Below are 18,797 nucleotides of genomic sequence, written 5' to 3'. Positions count from 1 at the left end.
CGCTAGAGGAGCCAACCCGCACATCCCATCAGGAACAAGACAGGGTAAAAACCCCATCAAAGTTCGAATGTACGGCTGCAATCTCTCCGACTTTTGCATCACTGTATTTAATGCTTGCTCAAAGGGGGCGTCCATGTACGCAATGACGATACCGGCCGCGCCTCGTTCGCAATGACGGCGTTATTTCACGTTAAAAATCAGACCGGCAGCGCAATCTGGTGGTCCACGCTGAACTGGTAGTCCTTGAAGATGTGCTCGGCGCTGAGCGTCTGATAGCTGCCGTCCGCATTGCGGCGGGTGGTGTCCTTGAGACGGTAGGTGTAATGGCCGCAGGTCCACACCTTGAAGTTGCGCATCTGCGTGCACAGACACGTTTTGTCCATGACCGAGATGTTTTTGCCATCGGGGTGCAGTGCCAGTTCCCGGTTGTATGAGGTGATGTAGGCGCAGTTGCCATTGGCGTCAAGCAGATAGCCATACGACTCGCAGCCGGGCCGGATGCCGTCACCAATGGCGGGAGAGCTTTTCAGCATGCGCATCGGATAACCGGTGGGCGAAATGGTGTTGACCTCGATGTCTTCCTCGTTGGCACGGTAGTAATCCTGCTTGACATCGGCCGGCAGACCGCATTCGTTGGCCACGGTAAAACGCGTGGCAACCTGCACCGCCGCCGAGCCGGTTTCAAGAAACGACACGGCATCGCTGCCGGTAAAAATGCCACCTGCGGCGATCACGGGGATGTTGAGCTGCTCGTCTTTCACGTACTTGATGATCTCGGCGATGATGATCGCCAGATCGTATTGCGCCCAGTCCAGCCCAAAGCCCAGGTGACCGCCGGCCAGCGGGCCTTCCACAATCACAAAATCAGGCAGGCGATTGAGGCGCGCGTTCTTGCGCAAAAACAATTGCAGCGCACGCACGCTGGAGACGATGATGCCGAGCTTGGCGTCGCGAAAACGCGGATGGTCGGCAATCAGGCCAAACGAGCCCAGATGCAGACCCGCGCTCATGGTGATGCCGTCAATGCCGGCATCAAGCGCCGAGGCCATGCGCACCTGCAGCGTCTCACGCGGGCTGTTCATGGTGAGTTTTTCCATGCAGTTGACAAAAATCAGGCCGCCGCCCTTCTTGGCCTCCATGGTGGCACCCACATGGCGTCGCGTGGCATCAGCCAGCACATCCAGATCAAACTTGACACCCGACTTGTCGAGGTTGTTGATGTTGTACTTGTACTGCTTGGTCTTGTCCTTGACAAAGCTGGTGTCAAAGCGCCGGTCCGACACATCGTTGACCATGGCATCCGAGATGTGGCCAATGCCGCCGAGCCGGGCTGCTTCCAGCGCCAGTTCGGCCGTTGAGATGTCCACACCCATGCCGCCGACCATGATCGGTACATACTCTTTCTGGCCGAACTTCAGGCGAAAATCATCAACACGTTTCATGAGAATCCTTGAGCGAAAAAATCGCTTCGAGAGGCTCCGCAGGACACCTCCAACAGGTTGTCCAACGGCAAAAAATGGCAAGATGCAATGATCTTGCGGGTCTGCAATTCTAACCACCCCACCCTGTGACAACCAGCGCACCCTGTTTACCCATGATGGCTTCGCGTACTTGACAATAGACGCTCAACAAGACCGTCTCATGACTGCCGGCCCCCGCGTCTGCAGACCAGGCAATCACCCACTTTTTGTTTTCACTCACGCCATGACCACCTTAGCCAAGACACCGCAAGCCCTCAAGGGCGTGCACGTCCTCAGCCTGAGCCTCAATCTGCCCGGCCCGGCCGCCCTGTCACGACTCAAACACATGGGTGCCAGCTGCGTCAAACTCGAACCGCCAGCCCCGGCCAACGCGCCCGCAGGCATCACCGGCGACCCGATGAGCGCCTACAGCAGCACGGCTTATGACGCCTTGCATGCGGGCATTCGCATCGAGGCCGTGGACCTCAAAACAGAAGCCGGTCAAAAAACATTGCAGCGCGAGCTGGCCAATACCAACGTGCTGCTGACCTCGTTTCGTCCCAGCGCCCTGAAAAAACTGGGGCTGGACTGGGCGTCGCTGCATCAGGACTACCCGGCGCTGTCGCTGGTGATGATCGTCGGCGCGCCAGGTGCCAGAGCCGAAGCGCCTGGCCACGACCTCACCTACCTGGCCGAAAACGACCTCGTCACCGGAGTCGATTTGCCCGCCACGCTGTACGCCGACATGACTGGCGCCCTGCTGACCGTCGAGGCCGTGCTGCAGGCGGTGCTGCTGCAACAACAAACAAAGCAAGGCCATCACTTTGAAGTCGCCTTGTCGGAAGCAGCCGCCCATCTGGCGCTGCCGCGCAGCTGGGGCCTGATGCTGCCGGGCACCCCGATTGGCGGTGGCCACGCCGGCTACCGGCTTTACCCCTGCCTGGATGGCCGCGTCGCCGTGGCGGCGCTGGAGCCGCATTTTGCCAAGTCATTGTGCGCCGCTGCGGGGTTGGCCTGGTGCACCCCGGCCATGATGATGGAGGCAACAACGCAACAGGCCATTGCCGGGTTTGTGGCGCAGCGCAGTTGCCGGGAACTGGAACAACTGGCGCTTGCGCACGACATCCCGCTGCACACCTTGCCGCAAAGTTGAAAGCGCTCCGTCCACGCTTAACAAAATCATTGCTTCTTTGTCACGGCGTGAACAAACATACCGGGACTGCCTCTTGTGGACCTTCAAAATGATATGCGTCAACACTTTAACCAACAGGGGTACAGGAATGCAAAAATTTTCATCAACGGCAGGCGTCAAACTGGCTAAATTTGGTTTGGGTCTGACGCTGGCTGCTACGCTGGCCGCTTGTGGCGGCAGCGACGCACCCGCCGTGGTCACAGTGGCCTCTGTGGACAAAACTGCAGCCATCAGCGCCACCGATACCGCCACATCCACCGCTGTTGTCACCGCCGTGCTGGACAAAACATTCTCCTTCCCCGCGGTTACCGAACTCGGCACCTCTGCGGCTACCACGCTGGTCCTGAGCGGCTCGGGTGCTGCACCCAGTTTCTCGATCGGCTCCGAGGGCAAAACGGCCACCGGCACCATGGGCTTTGGCTCTTGCATCTTCACCATCACCACGTCTGACTTTGTCACGCCGCATAAACTGGCCGTTGGCCAAATAGTCACCGTCACCCCATGCGCGCTTGAAGTGCAAACCGCTGGCGACACCGCCACCGGCACTGCTACAGACACCCCAACCAATTTCGTTCTGGGCACCACAACTTCTGCCGATGTCATTCTTTCTGTAGCTGTCTCTGCAACCGGCACGGTGACTGTGGCTGGCCAGACCGTCGGCACGGTGAGCACCACAACCACCACCGGCGCCGGCAGCTAAGCATCTGCTGAAGCGCCCCGCGCTTATACAAAACCCGCTGCAGCCAGCGGGTTTTTTTTGCCAACTCATTCTGATTCCGCATGAACAAACTGCCCGCCCTGATGTCTGTTGCCGGCCTGCTGCTGTGGCCCGCATGGCCCGCCCAGGCCCAGGGCCTCGGTGTCGCCAGCCTGGGCGCGGTGGGCGGGCTCAACATTCCGTCGGCCTACGTGCTCGGCAGCGGCGACGCGGTGGTCAGCATCGGCAACGAAGACCCCAACCTCGGCACCCGCTACAACCACCAGCGCAACTACCTCGCCGGCTTTGGCCTGGGCGGCGGAGTGGAGCTGTTTGGCCGCCTCAACCACAACCAGAACCTGCCCAACCCGCGCCCCGACTCCGCCGAGCTGATCGGCGGCGACCTGTCCGCCAGCCTCAAGTGGCAGCTCCCCATCGAGGCACGGGGCCTGCCCAAGCTGGCGCTGGGCCTGACCGACTACGGCGGCGAAGCGGCGGTGTACTTCCGCTCAATCTATGCCGTGGCCAGCGACGAACTGGGCCCGCTGCGCTGGTCGCTGGGCTATGCGCGCAGCCAGCAATCTGTGCTGCGCAAGGCCGGCCGTGTGCTCGACGGCGTGTTTGGCGGCGCCGAACTGCGCCTGTGGGACACCCGCGCCACGCTGCTGGCCGAGTCCGACGGCACCCGCCGCCATGCCGGCCTGCGCTATTACAGCCCGGTCCTGCCCTGGCTGGGCGATGCGCAAGTGATCGGCACCGTGCAGCGCTCCTTTGGCGGCGCCACCCCCCAGCAGTCAGACACCAACAGTGTCAACCTGGCACTGGTGGTGCCGCTGCAAAGCGACGACGCCACGCGCACGCAGCGCGGCCGCAACGCGGCCAAAACACAGGCGCCGCTGCCCGCGCTGGCGGCAGCATCCACCAGCGCCGAGCGCCTGGCCACGCTCTACAGCACCCTGCGCGCCGCCGGGCTGGACCGTGTGCGCGTGGGCACCATCGGCGACGACCTGGTGGTGGAATACGAGAACCAGCGCTACCTGCACAACGAGGTCGATGCCCTGGGCATTGCGCTGGGCCTGGCCGCCGAGCACGCGCCCGCCAGCAGCCGTCGTTTGCATGTGATCACCCGCAAAACCGGCCTGGTGGTGTCCGAGGCGTCGGTCAGCGTGCCCGGCTACCGCGCCTGGCTGCGCGACGCGGCCGAATCGTCTGCCGTGCAGGCCACGCTGGGCTATGACCGCCTGCCCGGCTACGATGCCAGCACCGTGGCTTGGGCGCATGGCGGCGCCCAGCCCGTCAACCGCGTGCGCGTGGCCCTGAGCCCGCTGCTCAACTACACCGTGGGCACCGAGATCGGCCTGTTCAACCATTCGCTGGCCGTGCAGGCCCGCACCAGCGTACCGCTGTGGACCGGCGCAGAAGCCTATGCCGACGTGGTGCAACGCATTGACAACAGCATCAACATGGACCCCGGCCGCGCCTACGCCAACCTGCGCCACCGCAACGGCCTGCAAACCCTGGCGCTGCAGCAATCGTTCTGGCTGGGCCGGCACACCCTGGCCAGCGTGGGCGCGGGCCTGTACCAGTACAACACCGCGGGGCTGGAGGCCGAAGCCACCGTGTTTGTGCCCGGCCGCCCCGAAGACAGCGTGCACCTGCGCGCCCGCGCCGTGCATGCCACCGACAGCACCGAGCTGCCCGGCACCCAAAACGCCAGCTCGGCCAGCTACCGCTGGCGCATGAGCCACGCCACCTGGCTGGAAGGCGGCGTGCACAGCTACACCGACGGCAGCAAGGGCCCGGCCCTGGCCCTGACGCGCTGGTTTGGTGACGTGGCCCTGCAAATGTTTGCACGCCAAGGCGGCGGCAACAGCTTTGTCGGCCTGGAGCTAAGCCTGCCGCTCACCCCGCGCCAGGGCATGGGCGCCCATGCCATCCAGCTCGGCGGCAACCCGCGTTATGCCCTGCCCATCCGCTCGCTGCTGACCTCAGACACCGACAAAGCCAACTCGCAGCGCCCCAACGCCGTGCGCCCGGTGGACCTGAGCTACAAATCTGAAGTGGAGCTGCTCAACTCGGGCCGCATGACGCCGGACTACCTCGGCACCCAGCTGCCGCGCCTGCGCGAGTCGTTTTACCTGTATGGGCGCGGGTTGATGCCCTGACCCCTGGATTGCCGCGCTACGCAATGACGGAGCCACTGGCATCCGCCCCTTTTTGCCCAGTGGCATCGGCGCGCTGGGGCAACAGGTTGTAAAGAAGTGCATTACACTTAATTCATGATTGAATCATTCGTGCACAAGGGCCTTTCGGAGTTGTTTGAGACTGGCAAGAGCGCGAAAATCCAAAAGACGCTTGCAGACAGAGCGCTGCGAAGGCTGGACGCCATTGACACGGCAAAAACTCCGGAGGCTTTGAACGTTCCTGGTTTTGATTTTCATGGGCTTCAAGGCAAGCCAAAGCGCTATAGCGTGCATGTAAATGGTCCATGGTGCATCACCTTCGAATGGCAAGGTGAAGACGCCGTAAAGCTTGATTTTGAGAACTATCATTAGGAGTAGATGATGCGTAAACGTAGCCCCACACATCCCGGTGCCATCCTGCGCGAAGACGTCCTGCCAAGCTTGGCGGGCATGTCCGTCAGTGCCTTTGCCCGTAACCTGGGCGTGTCCCGTCAAACGCTTCATGCCGTCTTGGCGGAGCGCAGTGGTGTTTCTGCTGAAATGGCATTGCGCTTAGGAACATTGCTTGGCAATGGTGCCCAGCTTTGGCTGGATATGCAGAGCAAATATGACCTATGGCAGGCCGAAGCCAAATTGCACAATGAATTGATTCAAATGCAGCCGCTTGACCAGTTAGCGTTTGCCTGAACCCGTCATTGCGAAAGCTACCGTCATTGCGAGCCGCCCGTATCCGCCCCGCTACCGCACACGGACCTTGAACCCTGTGGGGCGGACTTTAGTCTGCCATGGTCGAATTTATTCGACAAGTTATGAATTCATCTGCCACCGCCAGGCATCCGCACACATGGCATCCAGCCCGCGCTCGGCGCGCCAGCCCAGCAGGGCCAGCGCCTGGGCCGGGTCGGCGTAGCAGCTTGCAATGTCGCCGGCGCGGCGCGGTGCCACTATGTACGGCACCGGCTTGCCGCTGGCCTGCTCAAAAGCCCGCACCATGTCGAGCACGCTGTAGCCCACCCCGGTACCCAGGTTAATGGCCCGGCACTCGGCGTGATCTTTTAAGCGTGCCAGCGCCTTCAGGTGCCCCAGCGCCAGGTCAACCACATGAATGTAGTCGCGCACGCCGGTGCCGTCGGGGGTTGGGTAGTCATTGCCCCACACGTTCAAAAACTCGCGCCGCCCCACCGCCACCTGGGCCACAAAGGGCAGCAGGTTGTTTGGAATGCCCTGCGGGTCCTCGCCAATCAGGCCGCTGGCATGCGCGCCCACCGGGTTGAAATAGCGCAAGATGCTGATGCGCCAGGCGGGGTCGCTGCGGTGCACATCGCGCAGCATGTCTTCTATGACCAGCTTGGTCTGGCCATAGGGGTTGGTGGTTGAGAGCGGGTGGTCTTCGGTGAGTGGCAGGCGTTGCGGGTCGCCATACACCGTGGCCGACGAGCTGAACACCAGCATCTTCACGCCACATTCGGTCATGGCCTGCAGCAAGCGCACGGTGCCCACCACATTGTTGTCGTAATAGGCCAGCGGCTTTTGCACCGACTCGCCCACCGCCTTGAGGCCCGCAAAATGGATCACCGCCGTGGCGCCGCTGGCGCGCAAAGCCGTCGTCAGTGCGGCCTGATCGCGAATGTCACCCTGCACCAGTCTTGGCTGCTTGCCCGTGATGCGCGCCACCCGCGCCAGCACTTCGGACTGGCTGTTGCAAAAGTTGTCAAACACCGTCACGTCGTGCCCGGCATCGAGCAATTCGACCACCGTATGCGACCCAATATAGCCCGCGCCACCGGTAACAAAAATCATGGTTGGTCAATCTACTTTAAAAACGTCGATGGTAAACGCTGTGGTCCATTCGCAATGACAGCGATGTCACCGTCATTGCGAGGCGCGTCAGCGCCGTGGCAATCCATGCGTCATTGCGAGGAACGTAGTGACGTGGCAATCCATGAAGTCCGCAGCCCTGGATTGCCGCGCTACGCAATGACGGGACAGGGCCCCTGGACTGCCGCGCTGCAGCCTGTCCTGAGCCCGTCGAAGGGCTCGCAGTGACGAAGTCTCTGCTCAAGCTGCGTATGCAATTAATTGGGGCAGATTCTGATTAACCCGCCAGCGCATCGTGTGCGGCCTGTGCCGCTTCGTGTTCGAACGCGGGCGCGAAATCGTCGAGCTCTTTGCGCGTCAGCCCTACCGCCGGGGACATTGCGACGGCTTTCCAGTTTGACAAGGCTGTCATCACCTCAGTTAAAACTGCCAGCGCCGCACCAGGCGCACCCAGGCTGAAGTAGTCGGCGTGGTCAAGCAGCATCTGCAAGGAATCAATGGGACCGGTCTGCGGTGACAGCCAGGTTTTGGATTCCCTGTCTTTGTCAGGAAATGGATTGATGTCGAACGCCGGGGCCAGCCGCCACTGCCCATGGCCTTCATAGAGAAAACCATGGTTTTGCAAATGATCGTCCACGTTGGTGATGAGCAGGTTGAACAGCATGCGGCGCCACAACTCGCGCACGTCGGCAGTGGGGTTGACGCACCTGGAGCGAATGATGTCGGCTATCTCTGTGTACGACCGGTCGTCTTCCCGCGAGGCCTGCAACATCGATGCTGCCGACAGGTAGTGAATGCGGGCCAGGTCCGGTGTGCGGTCGAATCGCTCGATGAGCGCCACCGCAGTGCCATTGATGTCCAGGATGCGCGCCGACGCTGCCTGGATGCCTGCGGCGCGGGCCAGGCACAGCGCCAGAACTTCGCCGCGAGTGACACTTCGGGCGTCAGTCACGCTTGGGAACTTGCCGATGGCCAGACGACCGTGCTCATCAAGAAGCGTGCATTTGGGACGCATGCCGCCCAGCGATGTGCCTTTGCCCTGCAAGTAAGCCAGGTCCTGGGCGGTCTCCTGGCTCGTCTCTACCGCGCGACTGGCACTGTAGATATGTTCGAGCTCCACGAGCGGCGGCGTCGTGCGTTTGCCGTCTTCAAAGGTGCGCAAGAATATGCCTTGGGCATCGCGCAAGCGCAGCGCCCCCACGCGGCTGAAGTCGTCAACAGCCGTCAGGTAGTCAAGCTCGGTCAACGCCGCAAGGTTCGGGTTGTTCTTGCGTTCCTTGGCATGGGCGCGCGCAATAACGCGCCGCCCCCAGGCATCGGGCGCGGTGTCTGCCAACGCGAGGTGAAAGATCGAATCCGCTTTGGACGGCGCGCGCCGCGCCTGGAATCCGGCCATCAGTGGCAGGTCAGGCGAGACCTCAAACCGGCTCGGGCTTGTCAACCACTGGGTGTCATAGGCGAAGGTGGAAAACTCGCGCTGCCCCTGCTTTGCGTAGCTAAGGTGTCCGGCCAACACACCGGCCTTGCCCACGCAGACATCCACTCCCTGAATGCTTGTGGCCGGCTTCATAGGGCAACCCCTGGCGTCTTGCTCGCCCTGATGCGTTTGGGCAATTGCGCGTCCATCAACACCAGGCCAATCTGGTCCTGGCCGGTATCAAGCAATTGCGACAAGCGCTCGATGTCGCCAAACACATGAAGTGTGCGCGCGACAAAGTGGAGCGGAACACGGGGGTCGCCCTTTTCCATGCGCTTGACCGTGTTGAGCGAAGCGCCAATTCGCTCTGCCAGCGAAGCCTGCGAAATGTGTCGACGCCGCCGCGCCAGCGACAGGTCCACCCCCAGCTTCTGGATGGCTCGCTCAACTGGCAGCGGCAATGGCAACCTATTTAAATTAAGGCTCTTTTCAGGGTCCTTAAACGAATCAATAGCTTTCATGGCGCCTATTGTAGGCGTATTTGCATCTTGGAGCACCGCTATTCAAGCGCCCTTTCCGCCATGGTCGAATAAATTCGACCCCACAACAAACCAAAACTCGGTTTTCATGGCAAGGCGCGCAGCGAACAGCCAACGCCCCGTCATTGCGAACGTAGTGACGTGGCAATCCATGCATTCCTACCGCGCATGCTGGATCAGCGCATTGGCTAGAGATCATCCTGCTCCCATCGCAAGACAGACGCGTAGTCTTGCCCACCGTAATACACGCCGATGACTGAGACCACTTCAGCTTCCACAGCAAAGGCAATCACAGCCCTCTTTTTGTAGTTTGTAATGCGCAGACCAGGGCGAATATCGTCACGGCGCATGCCTCTGAGGGGAAACGTGTGCAAACCTTCGCAGTAGGTGATGATTGCGTTCGTGTAGCGACTGGCAATATCCGGCCCCGCAGCCTGAGCAACATAGCGGTACAAGGCTTCCACCTGCGCCATGGCTTCTGGCGTAAAGACAACGCGGTAGCGCATCACGTCTGCCGGGTTGCAAGCTTGTGCTGAGCAGCCAGGCGCTCGCGCACCTGATTTATGGGAATGGCGCGGCCTGGATCGGCCTTGAGCGCGTCGTATGCCGGAGCCACTTCTTGTGCAAGCCAGCTTTCAACCGCGCGATCACGCGCCATCAACACCCGCAACCCATCGCGAATAACCTCACTCTCGGTGGCATATTCACCACCGGCCACCTTGGTTTTAACCAGGTTGGCCATTTCAATGGGTAATGTCACGCTGAACTGTTGAGTGGTACGCATCTTGGGCTCCATGCAATGGTGTGGGATTTAATCCTACCGCAAAACACGTGATTCTTCTCAGTGCTTGGGTAATTCCTCCGCATCCGTCATTGCGACGACGAGCCCAACCCCGCCATTGCGAGGAACGCAGTGACGTGGCAATCCATGCCCCCAACGCCCCGTCATTGCGAGGCGCGTCAGCGCCGTGGCAATCCATGAAATCCGGCAGTCCTGGATTGCCGCGCTACGCCCGCAAACCGCTGCCAGCGCCGTTCATGAGTGTGATGGCACGCTGACCTCCGACGTTGTTCGATTTGGTCATTCCCAAGGATTCGCCAGTATCAGACCTTCGATGTTTTCAAAGTCTTTGGTGTTGCGGGTCACCACCGTCAGCCCGGCGGCCAGGGCGATTGCGGCAATTTGCGCGTCTTCGGTCGAAACAGGTTGTCCCATCCGGGTGCGGGCTGCCACAAGCACGGCATAGTGCTTGGCAGCGGCCATATCAAAGGCGAGGCAGTGGTCGGCAAAATCCTGCGCAAACATCTGTTCGGCTGCCGTGGCCAGTGCAGCACGACGTTGGCCAGCGGGCAACAGGGCAATGCCAGTCAGAATCTCGGCCTGCGTGATGGCACTGGTGTGCATGACCCTTTGCGCATTTTGAGCAAACCAGTCCAGCACAGCCGCCGCCGGCTGGGCTCGCATCAGCTCTGACAGCACATTGGTATCGAGCAGCAAGCCGTTGCTCATGGCGCGTCGAAGGCCGGTGGTGTGCGGGCAGTTTGGCGCGCCGGAATGGGCAGGGCTTCAAGCTGCAGCTTGGCAAACCGGCTATTGACCCGGTCGGCAAAGCTGACTTGCCCGGCTTGCTCGGGGGCGACTATCTTCTGCAAAATTTGCCGCACCTCTTCTTCCATGGACACACCATGGCGCGCCGCACGCACACGCAAACTGTTTTTGACGGATTCGTCGAGGTTTCGAACGGTCAGGCTGCTCATGAGTTCACTCCGGTGATTGCAATGAAATCATTGTATGCAATTTAACAATGTCGGCGCGATTGGCACCTGATATGGACTGCCCATCAATCCCTTGCATCCCCCAGCGCAGCTGGGCTCGCTCGTCATTGCGAGCGCAGCGCGGCAATCCAGGCCCCCTGTGGGGTCGAATTTATTCGACCTGGCCGACTGAAGTCGGACCCTTGTATTTGCTTTGCACACATTCACTCGGCGCCTTGATGAAAGGTTCATGGACTGCCGCGCTACGCTCGCAGTGACGAGACAAACAGCCGTCATTGCGAGGCGCGTCAGCGACGTGGCAATCCAGGAAGTCCAGCAGTCATGGATTGCCGCGCTACGCTCGCAGTGACGAGACAAACAGCCGTCATTGCGAGGCGCGTCAGCGACGTGGCAATCCATGAAATCCGGCAGCCATGGACTGCCGCGCTTCGCTCGCAATGACAAGAGGAAATCCCTGTGGGAGCGACGCCCTCGCCGCGATTGAATTCCTGTCATTACTCAAACAACACCGACCTTGTGAAACATGTTGCGCAGCAATGTCACTACCTCGGCCAATGCAATGGCAGCGAGCTGGTTCTTTTTCAAAAACGCGTTCCACTGAATCTGCTTGACGGCATCCGTCACAAAAGCGTCGCTCAGGCCGTCGGGCAAGAATGAGGGCATGGGCATATTCCGACGGGCAAAAGTTGCTTTGATCGCACGGTTAAGTTCGTCAGCATCAAGCATGTCGTCACGCAGCAGCACCCACAGGTCAAAGTAATCTTTCATTCGGGTGTTGCTCATTCCCAGCAAACAAATGGCATGAAACTTCTCGGCCACCACGGTGTATTTTGGGTAGGCGCGCAGTTGTGGGGCAGGCAGGTCGTTCAACAATACGGGGTAGCTGATAGCTTGCGCTTGCGGCGTTACTGCGTCACCGAATCCGATATCTACCTGCAACACGATACGGGCACCATCGAGCTCGGCATGAAGGTCGAGCCGCACACCGCCGTAGCCAGCTTCCTTTCGGATGAGCGATCCTTTCACCGAGGTGGGGTCAAACACGATCCCGTCGTCCACGGGTATCTGACAGATCTCACGGAAGGTGGATACAGCGGAGTCGATGTCATCGGGACCAAACCCGAGCAAGTCGGCATCGCGTGTAGGCCGGTGTGGCAGGTCATACCAGAGTGAAAACAACAGCGCGCCCTTGAGCAAAAAATTGAGTGCATGGGTGGAAATGGACAGCCGGTACAGCAGCCGCTCCAGACCGTAATGCGTCAGCGTCAGGTTGAAGTCCTGCTTTGCTGTGTCTGCGTGCTTCTTCAGGCGGGCGCGGACGGAAGCTGCCAGATTGCTGCGACTCACGCGGTTACGCTTTCAAGGTAGGGGCGCATTACATTTGCCACGCGATCAATGATGGCATAGTGCCACAGCGCATCCATTGTCAGTTTGCGTTGCGCCCAGCCATCTCGCAGCGCCTCAAGCGCCACATCCAGACCAATTTTGTTACGGTATTTGAAACAGTCAGCCACCGTTTTCGCCGCGCAGTAAACCGGCACCGCCACGCCATCGACCTGGATTCGTTCAATGCCCTCGGCCAGAGCAGCGCCTGACATGCGTACGACATGAACGGCAGGCTGATCGAGCCGTGGCACCGGTGTGCGAGGCGGAATTGCCAGCCAAACCTCAAACGGCGCCTGCGTGCCGATGCCGTGAACCCGCAATGCAGACAACAGACAAACCACTCCGCGCGGCACACGCAACGCCACCTCTGCCAGTGAGCGGTGCTCACTAAGCGAACTCCCTGGCAGGCTGTAAATGCCGCGGGCGACTCTTTCAAGCTTGCCGGCAGTGACCAGACGACTGAGTACAACGGTCGGCAACGCTTGTTCTGCGAGGTCACGTGCACGCAGCAGCACGCGCTGGCTGGCCATAGCAAGAACAGCTTGCTCGTGAGTCGAATCGGAGTGTGGCTTCATCGCATGAGTATGTTGCAATGTTTAGTTACTTGTCAACAAAATACTAACAATAGCAACAAACATGTGCACGGGTAATCGCCACCAAATCCGTCATTGCGAGGAACGCAGTGACGTGGCAATCCAGGAAGTCCAGCAGTCATGGACTGCCGCGCTTCGCTCGCAGTGACGAGACAAACAGCCGTCATTGCGAGGAACGCAGTGACGTGGCAATCCAGGAAGTCCAGCAGTCATGGACTGCCGCGCTTCGCTCGCAGTGACGAGACAAACAGCCGTCATTGCGAGACGCGTCAGCGACGAGACAAACAGCCGTCATTGCGAGGAACGCAGTGACGTGGCAATCCAGGAAGTCCAGCAGTCATGGACTGCCGCGCTTCGCTCGCAGTGACGAAGTCTCTGTTCAAGGTCCGTGTGCGGTAGCGGGCCGGATACGGCGGGCTCAATGACGGGGCCGCTGGCATGCGCCCCCACCGGGTTGAACACCAGCGTTTTTACGCCACGGTCGCTATCAGGTAACGATTTCAATCGAAGCAAGACTTTGAGTGAACAAAGAATCGGCAATTACGTCTTTGCTTTCGATCAGTAACTTAAGAGTGGCGGCACGTGTCTGGTTGAGCGTCTTGAGGCGAATGACCTTTGGCGGTTGACCCCAAACCAAAGACAACTCCTGGAAATCAGCATCGCGGGTAACAATGACGTAATCATCCTCTTTGGCCTTTTGCCAAACTTCCTTGTCAGTGGCCGACTCCATCCCGAGCAACACCACCTGAATACTTCCGGGGTAGTCGTGCTGCAGAAATGGCACCAAACGTCGCGACAAATTCTCGTCAAGTAGCAGCTTCATTGAACCCTGTATGAATAAACTTGGTGTTCGCGCTCGGCTGCGTAAGCCAGCGCCGCCAAAATATCTTCATGTGTCAGTTCAGGGAAGTCATCCTGAATCTCCTGCTGCGACATACCGCTCGACAGCATAGACAAAACGTCATACACGGTAATGCGCAGGCCACGTATGCAAGGCCTGCCGCCACGTTTGCCCGGTTCCAACGTGATTCTGTTCATATAAAAACTCCTGTGATGACGTGATCGAGAGTGATTTTGCCTGAACGCGGTGTTGACAGGCTAGAAGTTGCGCCATCGCCGCGATTGACGCCAAAACCATCGGCCCAGGGCGGGCCTCCCACAAGATACCGAATCCGTCATTGAACAAAGCGACATGGCAATCCATCCCCCGTGCCAACAAAAGCCGCCACCTGCAATTGAAACCGCGCTGAATTTACAGCCCGGTCGCCACAGCCGCCGTGGCCCGCTGCCTGTCCTGCTCAACTTTGTTGCAGTCGAAGCAACAAGGTCATCGGGTGAATGGCTGAAGGCTGAAAGCCGTAGTGTTCATAAAACTGTTTGGCCCGGTCATGCAGGGCGTGCACCAGCAAAGCCCGAACGCCCGCATGTTGCGACACCAGCGCACACCGCTTGACAGCATCTTGCAACAGCGATGCGCCCAGCTTGCGGCCTTGGGCGCGCTGGTCCACGGCCAGCCTGGCAAGCACCATCACCGGCACTGGGTCTGGCATGTTGCGTCGCACCGAAGGCGTTGCGATTTGATGCGACACAGCACCAACTGCCAAAGCGTAATAGCCCATCACAGTTTGCTGCGCATCGACCACCACAAAGGTCCGACTGGCACCACTGAGCTGGTTGGCATAGGCGCGCCGCATCAGCCAGGCATCAAGCTCGGGCTCTGAACTGGCAAACGCGTCGCAGCGATGCGTTGGCAGCAACGGTTGCGGGGCCTGGAAGTCCAGACTCATGCCCCTTACCAAACCGGCTTGACGGCCATCAGCCGCTCCAGCCCCGCGTTGGGGGTCACGGGCGCGTCGAGCAGTTGGACAAAACTTTGAAACCGGGCTTCGTCCAGGTTGAAAAAAACCTGGTCAAGCAACACGCTGCGGGCTTTGTCACAGGCGGCTTCCAGCATGAAATCGGACCGGTTTTTGCCCAGCAACTGGGCGGCGTGGTCAATCAGATCACGCTGCACTGGTCTGGCGCGCAGGTTGATGGCGGCATCACGCATGAGTTTGTCCTAGGGTGAAGTTGTTGAGGCAATGGTAGTTGGTTGTATAGCTGTTGTCAATACGCGTGAAATGACGGGGCCGCTGGCTTGCGCCCCCACCGCCTTGAGGCCCGCAAAATGGATCAACGCCGTGGCCCCGCAGACGTTGCGTGGCAATCCACGAAGTCCGGCAACCCTGGATTGCCGCGCTGCGCTCGCAATGACAGCCAACGCCCCGTCATTGCGAGGAACGCAGTGACGTGGCAATCCATGAAGTCCAGCAACCCTGGATTGCCGCGCTGCGCTCGCAATGACAGCCAACGCCCCGTCATTGCGAGGAACGCAGTGACGTGGCAATCCATGAAATCCGGCAACCCTGGATTGCCGCGCTGCGCTCGCAATGACAGCCAACGCCCCGTCATTGCGAGGCGCGTCAGCGCCGTGGCAATCAATGTATTCGGACTTCGTGGATTGCGGCCTCCGTAGGGCGGACTTGCACCCGCCAGGTCGAATGAATTCGACCCCACAAGGCTCATGGCGCGCACCTGGTGCCCGCGTGCAGCCAGCCACGCGGCAATCTGGGCAATTTGTATTGGTCCGATACATGTCGTTGACATTCAACAATATGTGTGCCTAAAATGCACACATGTCCGATCAAAAAATATTCAATTGGAGCGCAGAAAAAAACCAGTTGTTGATCCATGAACGGGGTATATCGTTCGAGCGGATTGTGTTTGAGATTGCCAGCGGAAACGAACTGGCTGTGCTTGAACACCCAAACCAGGAAAAGTATCCTGGGCAAAAAATTTCTATGGTGCAAATTGACGATTACGTCTACGCAGTGCCATTTATTGAATCTGAAACTGAAATCTTTCTGAAAACAATCATCCCTAGCCGCAAGGCAACCAAGCAATACAGGAGCAACTCATGAAAAAAACCATCAAGTACGACGATGAAGAGTTGGAGATACTGAAGGCATGGGAGGCTGGCACACTTAGACCCGTCAGCGGCGTGGCAAAGCAGATCAAAACCCATCGGGCAGCTGCAGAGGCGACATTCAAAAAAGATCAACGACTGAACATCCGCATCTCAAGCAGAGATTTACGAAACTTGCAGGCACGCGCGCTTGAGGAAGGTGTGCCATATCAAACTTTTGCAGCCAGTTTGTTGCATAAATTTGTGAGCGGTCATTTGGTGAATCAGCAATAACACCGGCTCCCGTAGGGCGGACTGAAGTCGACCCTACAAATCCCCGTGGCAGCGGCCCCTCGCCGCGATTGAATTTATTTGCCACCGCCAAGCATCAGCACACATGGCGTCCAGCCCTCGCTCGGCGCGCCAGCGCCTTCAGGTGCCCCAGCGCCAGGTCCACCACATGGATGTAGTCGCAATGACAGCCATGTCACCGTCATTGCGAGGCGCGCCAGCGCCGTGGCCATCCGTGCCCCCTCCCCCTTTCACCCCGGCAAATACCGCGTCAGCAACGCCTCATACTGCGCCAGCACATCAGGCCAGGTAAAAGCTTCCTGGAATCGAATCAATGCCTGCTGGCGCAAATTTTCCAAAGCAGCCGGGTTGTCTACAGCTCGTCCATCTCGCCCGTGTACTTGCATATGCCGGTCAGCTCCGGGCGTGAAGTTGATGCCGTACAGGAGAATCTTCATGGTATAGACACTCTCAGGCTTTCGCATCAAGATCGTGGAATCTTGCTTGCAGCTCGCTGTGTTGTGCGAAAAACCGTTTCGCGTTGGTGGACTTCAGTTTTTTCAGATTCAGCAGTTTCCAACGCAATGCCGGCAGCGACCTGAGATGCTCAAAAGGCATCAACTCCCAAACTGGCTCTGCGCGCACCAGCGAGAGCAAAAACTCGCGGTGCTCCGGGGTCAGCCGCCTGGGCAATTGATCAATAAGGTCTTGCTGTGCTTCTTCAAGCAGTGCCAACGGAAGTTCATCGCGCGTCATGCCCTGGAACTCACTCAAAAAAGTTGATGCCAAGGGCTGCTTTGTTGGGAACAACACCTCGTGCACCGGGCGGTTATGGCCAGCAAGGTAGGCCACAAAGCAATCGACAAATGACCTTTGCCAACCAAAACGTGCCAGCATTTGCAGCACATCGAAAATGTCGCGCGGGTGCTGCCGGTCCATGGCCGCCACCAGCTTGCTGCCGTAAAGCTCAGCCGTGTTCAGCACCGGCAGTGTCAGGCCTGTGGCGAACAACTCGCGTGCCGAAGGCGCCAGAGGCATTTGAACAACTGGAAGAACGGTTCCACGAAATACAAAGTTAACTTCGACCTTGACGCTGGCAAACTCGTCCTCCACCAGCAGCTTCACCTCATCGCCCAGTCTGGTTCGCAAAGGCATGGCTCGATACCCGCGTGCCTCCAGGGCTGTCTGTAACCGGGCCAGCGCCATTGAGATGGCCTCCAGGGCGGCATCCCGATCAAGCATGTGGTCTGTAAATACGACATCAATATCAACAGACAAGCGGGGCATGTCCTGCACAAACAAGTTAAGTGCGGTACCACCTTTCAGCGCAAAAGATTGCGACGCAAAGACCGAAGGCGCAATAGCGAGCAACAACCTGACGGTATCAACATACGCTTGATTCATGTCGTACCTCATACCCCTTTAAGATCCAGCCGTTCGCCCGACCTGGATACCGCTACCCAACGCTTGCCGCCGCCCAGGCGGTGGCTTTGCTGCGCTGCCAACGGTGCCCATGGCAACTCAAACTCTGCGCCGAGCGCCTGAGCCAGGCGAACCACTTTGATCCGCGTGGTATGCGCCAGCAATGTTTCGAGCACATCGCTGCGCAAGCTGTGCATCATCTCGACGAGTTGGCGTGCCTCATCCAGCGACTGGCCCTTGCCCACGTCGCTCAGCAGTTCAAGCAAGGCTCGCTCAGGCGTGGCCACCAGCACGTCTGGCCGCCCCAAAGGCAGTGGCTGCAAGGCAAAGCCCATTGGCAGACTGGCGTCAAAAAGTTGGGTTGACTGATATCGGCATTCAAACCTTTGCGTAAACCAGGCTGGCAGCGGCTTGGCACGGTCACCCCAAAGCGACAGCACGTCACGAAACGCTACCGTGTGGCGCATACCGCCAGCCCCCAGCGCCGTCTTGCCACCCAGGTGCAAGCCAGTGACCTGATGCGAGAGAAATGCCAGACACGCATCGCGCGTCAAAGAGTCACCTGGCAGCATGTACACCCCGCGAGCCAAATGCGTCAACCAGCCGCTACGCGCCAAGGCAGACGCACGGTATGCGCTGACACCAAATTGTGCAAGCATTGCGGACCCTAGCGGCTCACCACGCGGCAATTGTGCCAATACAGACTTGAATGAAAAAACATCGTTAGTTGACTTCATACGCCAATAATACGACTTATTTCATTCAAGATGAGCACTCGCAATGACAAGCCAAACCCCGTCATTGCGAGGAGCGTAGCGACGTGGCAATCCATGAAGTCCGGCAGTCATGGATTGTCGCGCTACGCTCGCAATGACAGCCAACGCCCCGTCATTGCGAGGAACGCAGCGCCGTGGCAATCCATGCCCGGTTTCGTCATTGCGTACATGGACGCCCCCTTTGAGCAAGCATTAAATACAGTGATGCAAAAGTCGGAGAGATTGCAGCCGTACATTCGAACTTTGATGGGGTTTTTACCCTGTCTTGTTCCTGATGGGATGTGCGGGTTGGCTCCTCTAGCG

General features: G+C 59.2%; 25 protein-coding genes. 8 read left to right on the top strand and 17 right to left on the bottom strand.

Features of this window, described 5'->3' with window-relative positions; all coding sequences use genetic code 11:
* Positions 1–197 precede the first annotated feature (197 nt).
* Positions 198–1,442 carry a nitronate monooxygenase gene (locus NDI87_RS10105; protein ID WP_296275086.1) on the bottom strand — a complete coding sequence of 415 codons (1,245 nt, stop codon included), beginning with the start codon at positions 1,440–1,442 and terminating at the stop codon, positions 198–200.
* Between the two features lie 262 nt (positions 1,443–1,704).
* Here NDI87_RS10105 and NDI87_RS10100 point away from each other — a divergent pair, with 262 nt between their 5' ends.
* The 5 genes from NDI87_RS10100 to NDI87_RS10080 all read left to right on the top strand — a co-directional run bounded on the left by NDI87_RS10100 (position 1,705) and on the right by NDI87_RS10080 (position 6,219).
* Positions 1,705–2,613 carry a CoA transferase gene (locus NDI87_RS10100; protein WP_296275085.1) on the top strand — a complete coding sequence of 303 codons (909 nt, stop codon included), beginning with the start codon at positions 1,705–1,707 and terminating at the stop codon, positions 2,611–2,613.
* Between the two features lie 127 nt (positions 2,614–2,740).
* Positions 2,741–3,352 (top strand): hypothetical protein, encoded by a 612-nt coding sequence (locus NDI87_RS10095; RefSeq protein ID WP_296275084.1) that lies wholly within the window; start codon positions 2,741–2,743, stop codon positions 3,350–3,352.
* 80 nt (positions 3,353–3,432) lie between these two features.
* Complete coding sequence (locus NDI87_RS10090) at positions 3,433–5,514, top strand: YjbH domain-containing protein (RefSeq protein WP_296275083.1); 2,082 nt, start codon at positions 3,433–3,435, stop codon at positions 5,512–5,514.
* Between the two features lie 114 nt (positions 5,515–5,628).
* Positions 5,629–5,904 carry a type II toxin-antitoxin system RelE/ParE family toxin gene (locus tag NDI87_RS10085; protein ID WP_296275082.1) on the top strand — a complete coding sequence of 92 codons (276 nt, stop codon included), beginning with the start codon at positions 5,629–5,631 and terminating at the stop codon, positions 5,902–5,904.
* Positions 5,905–5,913: 9 nt separating this feature from the next.
* Positions 5,914–6,219 carry a HigA family addiction module antitoxin gene (locus NDI87_RS10080; protein WP_366028677.1) on the top strand — a complete coding sequence of 102 codons (306 nt, stop codon included), beginning with the start codon at positions 5,914–5,916 and terminating at the stop codon, positions 6,217–6,219.
* Positions 6,220–6,339: 120 nt separating this feature from the next.
* Here the strand turns inward: NDI87_RS10080 and galE are convergent, their stop codons facing one another.
* From galE to NDI87_RS10015, 13 genes are all read right to left on the bottom strand, one after another.
* Positions 6,340–7,332 (bottom strand): UDP-glucose 4-epimerase GalE, encoded by a 993-nt coding sequence (gene galE / locus NDI87_RS10075; protein WP_296275080.1) that lies wholly within the window; start codon positions 7,330–7,332, stop codon positions 6,340–6,342.
* Between the two features lie 295 nt (positions 7,333–7,627).
* Complete coding sequence (locus NDI87_RS10070) at positions 7,628–8,920, bottom strand: type II toxin-antitoxin system HipA family toxin (RefSeq protein WP_296275079.1); 1,293 nt, start codon at positions 8,918–8,920, stop codon at positions 7,628–7,630.
* A complete protein-coding gene (locus tag NDI87_RS10065; RefSeq protein ID WP_296275078.1) occupies positions 8,917–9,288 on the bottom strand; it encodes a helix-turn-helix transcriptional regulator in 372 nt (123 codons plus the stop codon). Before NDI87_RS10065 ends, NDI87_RS10070 begins: the two co-directional genes overlap by 4 nt.
* 206 nt (positions 9,289–9,494) lie before the next feature.
* On the bottom strand, positions 9,495–9,812 hold the full coding sequence (locus NDI87_RS10060; RefSeq protein WP_296275077.1) for a type II toxin-antitoxin system RelE/ParE family toxin: 318 nt from the start codon (positions 9,810–9,812) through the stop codon (positions 9,495–9,497).
* Complete coding sequence (locus tag NDI87_RS10055; protein ID WP_296275076.1) at positions 9,812–10,090, bottom strand: type II toxin-antitoxin system ParD family antitoxin; 279 nt, start codon at positions 10,088–10,090, stop codon at positions 9,812–9,814. The genes NDI87_RS10060 and NDI87_RS10055 overlap by 1 nt, the downstream gene beginning before the upstream one ends.
* 297 nt (positions 10,091–10,387) lie before the next feature.
* Positions 10,388–10,816, bottom strand: coding sequence for a type II toxin-antitoxin system VapC family toxin (locus NDI87_RS10050; RefSeq protein WP_296275075.1), 429 nt, complete (start codon positions 10,814–10,816; stop codon positions 10,388–10,390).
* A complete protein-coding gene (locus NDI87_RS10045; protein WP_296275074.1) occupies positions 10,813–11,064 on the bottom strand; it encodes a pantothenate metabolism flavoprotein in 252 nt (83 codons plus the stop codon). Before NDI87_RS10045 ends, NDI87_RS10050 begins: the two co-directional genes overlap by 4 nt.
* A 516-nt stretch (positions 11,065–11,580) precedes the next feature.
* Complete coding sequence (locus NDI87_RS10040) at positions 11,581–12,429, bottom strand: nucleotidyl transferase AbiEii/AbiGii toxin family protein (protein WP_296275073.1); 849 nt, start codon at positions 12,427–12,429, stop codon at positions 11,581–11,583.
* The gene (locus tag NDI87_RS10035) at positions 12,426–13,043 is read right to left on the bottom strand and encodes a type IV toxin-antitoxin system AbiEi family antitoxin domain-containing protein (protein ID WP_296275072.1); all 618 of its coding nucleotides are present in this window, start codon (positions 13,041–13,043) and stop codon (positions 12,426–12,428) included. Before NDI87_RS10035 ends, NDI87_RS10040 begins: the two co-directional genes overlap by 4 nt.
* A gap of 505 nt (positions 13,044–13,548) precedes the next feature.
* The gene (locus NDI87_RS10030; protein WP_296275071.1) at positions 13,549–13,884 is read right to left on the bottom strand and encodes a DUF5615 family PIN-like protein; all 336 of its coding nucleotides are present in this window, start codon (positions 13,882–13,884) and stop codon (positions 13,549–13,551) included.
* A complete protein-coding gene (locus NDI87_RS10025; RefSeq protein ID WP_296275070.1) occupies positions 13,881–14,099 on the bottom strand; it encodes a DUF433 domain-containing protein in 219 nt (72 codons plus the stop codon). The genes NDI87_RS10030 and NDI87_RS10025 overlap by 4 nt, the downstream gene beginning before the upstream one ends.
* 260 nt (positions 14,100–14,359) lie before the next feature.
* Positions 14,360–14,848 carry a GNAT family N-acetyltransferase gene (locus NDI87_RS10020; RefSeq protein ID WP_296275069.1) on the bottom strand — a complete coding sequence of 163 codons (489 nt, stop codon included), beginning with the start codon at positions 14,846–14,848 and terminating at the stop codon, positions 14,360–14,362.
* Positions 14,849–14,853: 5 nt separating this feature from the next.
* Positions 14,854–15,111: a DUF1778 domain-containing protein gene (locus NDI87_RS10015; RefSeq protein WP_296275068.1), complete on the bottom strand. Its 258-nt coding sequence runs from the start codon at positions 15,109–15,111 to the stop codon at positions 14,854–14,856.
* A 625-nt stretch (positions 15,112–15,736) separates the two neighbouring features.
* On the opposite strand from NDI87_RS10015, the gene NDI87_RS10010 reads away from it, so the two are divergent.
* Together NDI87_RS10010 and NDI87_RS10005 are read left to right on the top strand one after the other, a co-directional pair.
* The gene (locus NDI87_RS10010; RefSeq protein WP_296275067.1) at positions 15,737–16,021 is read left to right on the top strand and encodes a hypothetical protein; all 285 of its coding nucleotides are present in this window, start codon (positions 15,737–15,739) and stop codon (positions 16,019–16,021) included.
* A complete protein-coding gene (locus tag NDI87_RS10005) occupies positions 16,018–16,299 on the top strand; it encodes a hypothetical protein (RefSeq protein ID WP_296275066.1) in 282 nt (93 codons plus the stop codon). The genes NDI87_RS10010 and NDI87_RS10005 overlap by 4 nt, the downstream gene beginning before the upstream one ends.
* A 248-nt stretch (positions 16,300–16,547) precedes the next feature.
* On the opposite strand, the gene NDI87_RS10000 is transcribed toward NDI87_RS10005, so the two are convergent.
* The 3 genes from NDI87_RS10000 to NDI87_RS09990 are packed head-to-tail and all read right to left on the bottom strand — an operon-like array spanning position 16,548 to position 18,455.
* Positions 16,548–16,754, bottom strand: coding sequence for a hypothetical protein (locus tag NDI87_RS10000; protein ID WP_296275065.1), 207 nt, complete (start codon positions 16,752–16,754; stop codon positions 16,548–16,550).
* Positions 16,755–16,767: 13 nt separating this feature from the next.
* Complete coding sequence (locus NDI87_RS09995) at positions 16,768–17,700, bottom strand: nucleotidyl transferase AbiEii/AbiGii toxin family protein (RefSeq protein ID WP_296275064.1); 933 nt, start codon at positions 17,698–17,700, stop codon at positions 16,768–16,770.
* Positions 17,701–17,708: 8 nt separating this feature from the next.
* On the bottom strand, positions 17,709–18,455 hold the full coding sequence (locus NDI87_RS09990) for a type IV toxin-antitoxin system AbiEi family antitoxin domain-containing protein (protein WP_296275063.1): 747 nt from the start codon (positions 18,453–18,455) through the stop codon (positions 17,709–17,711).
* 93 nt (positions 18,456–18,548) lie between these two features.
* On the opposite strand from NDI87_RS09990, the gene NDI87_RS09985 reads away from it, so the two are divergent.
* The coding region (locus NDI87_RS09985) for a hypothetical protein (protein ID WP_296275062.1) at positions 18,549–18,797 on the top strand (249 nt) is incomplete at its 3' end.

The sequence above is a fragment of the Rhodoferax sp. genome, from assembly GCF_023701345.1.
Classification (GTDB): Bacteria; Pseudomonadota; Gammaproteobacteria; order Burkholderiales; family Burkholderiaceae_C; genus Rhodoferax.
This window is presented reverse-complemented; position numbering and strand designations above follow the sequence as displayed.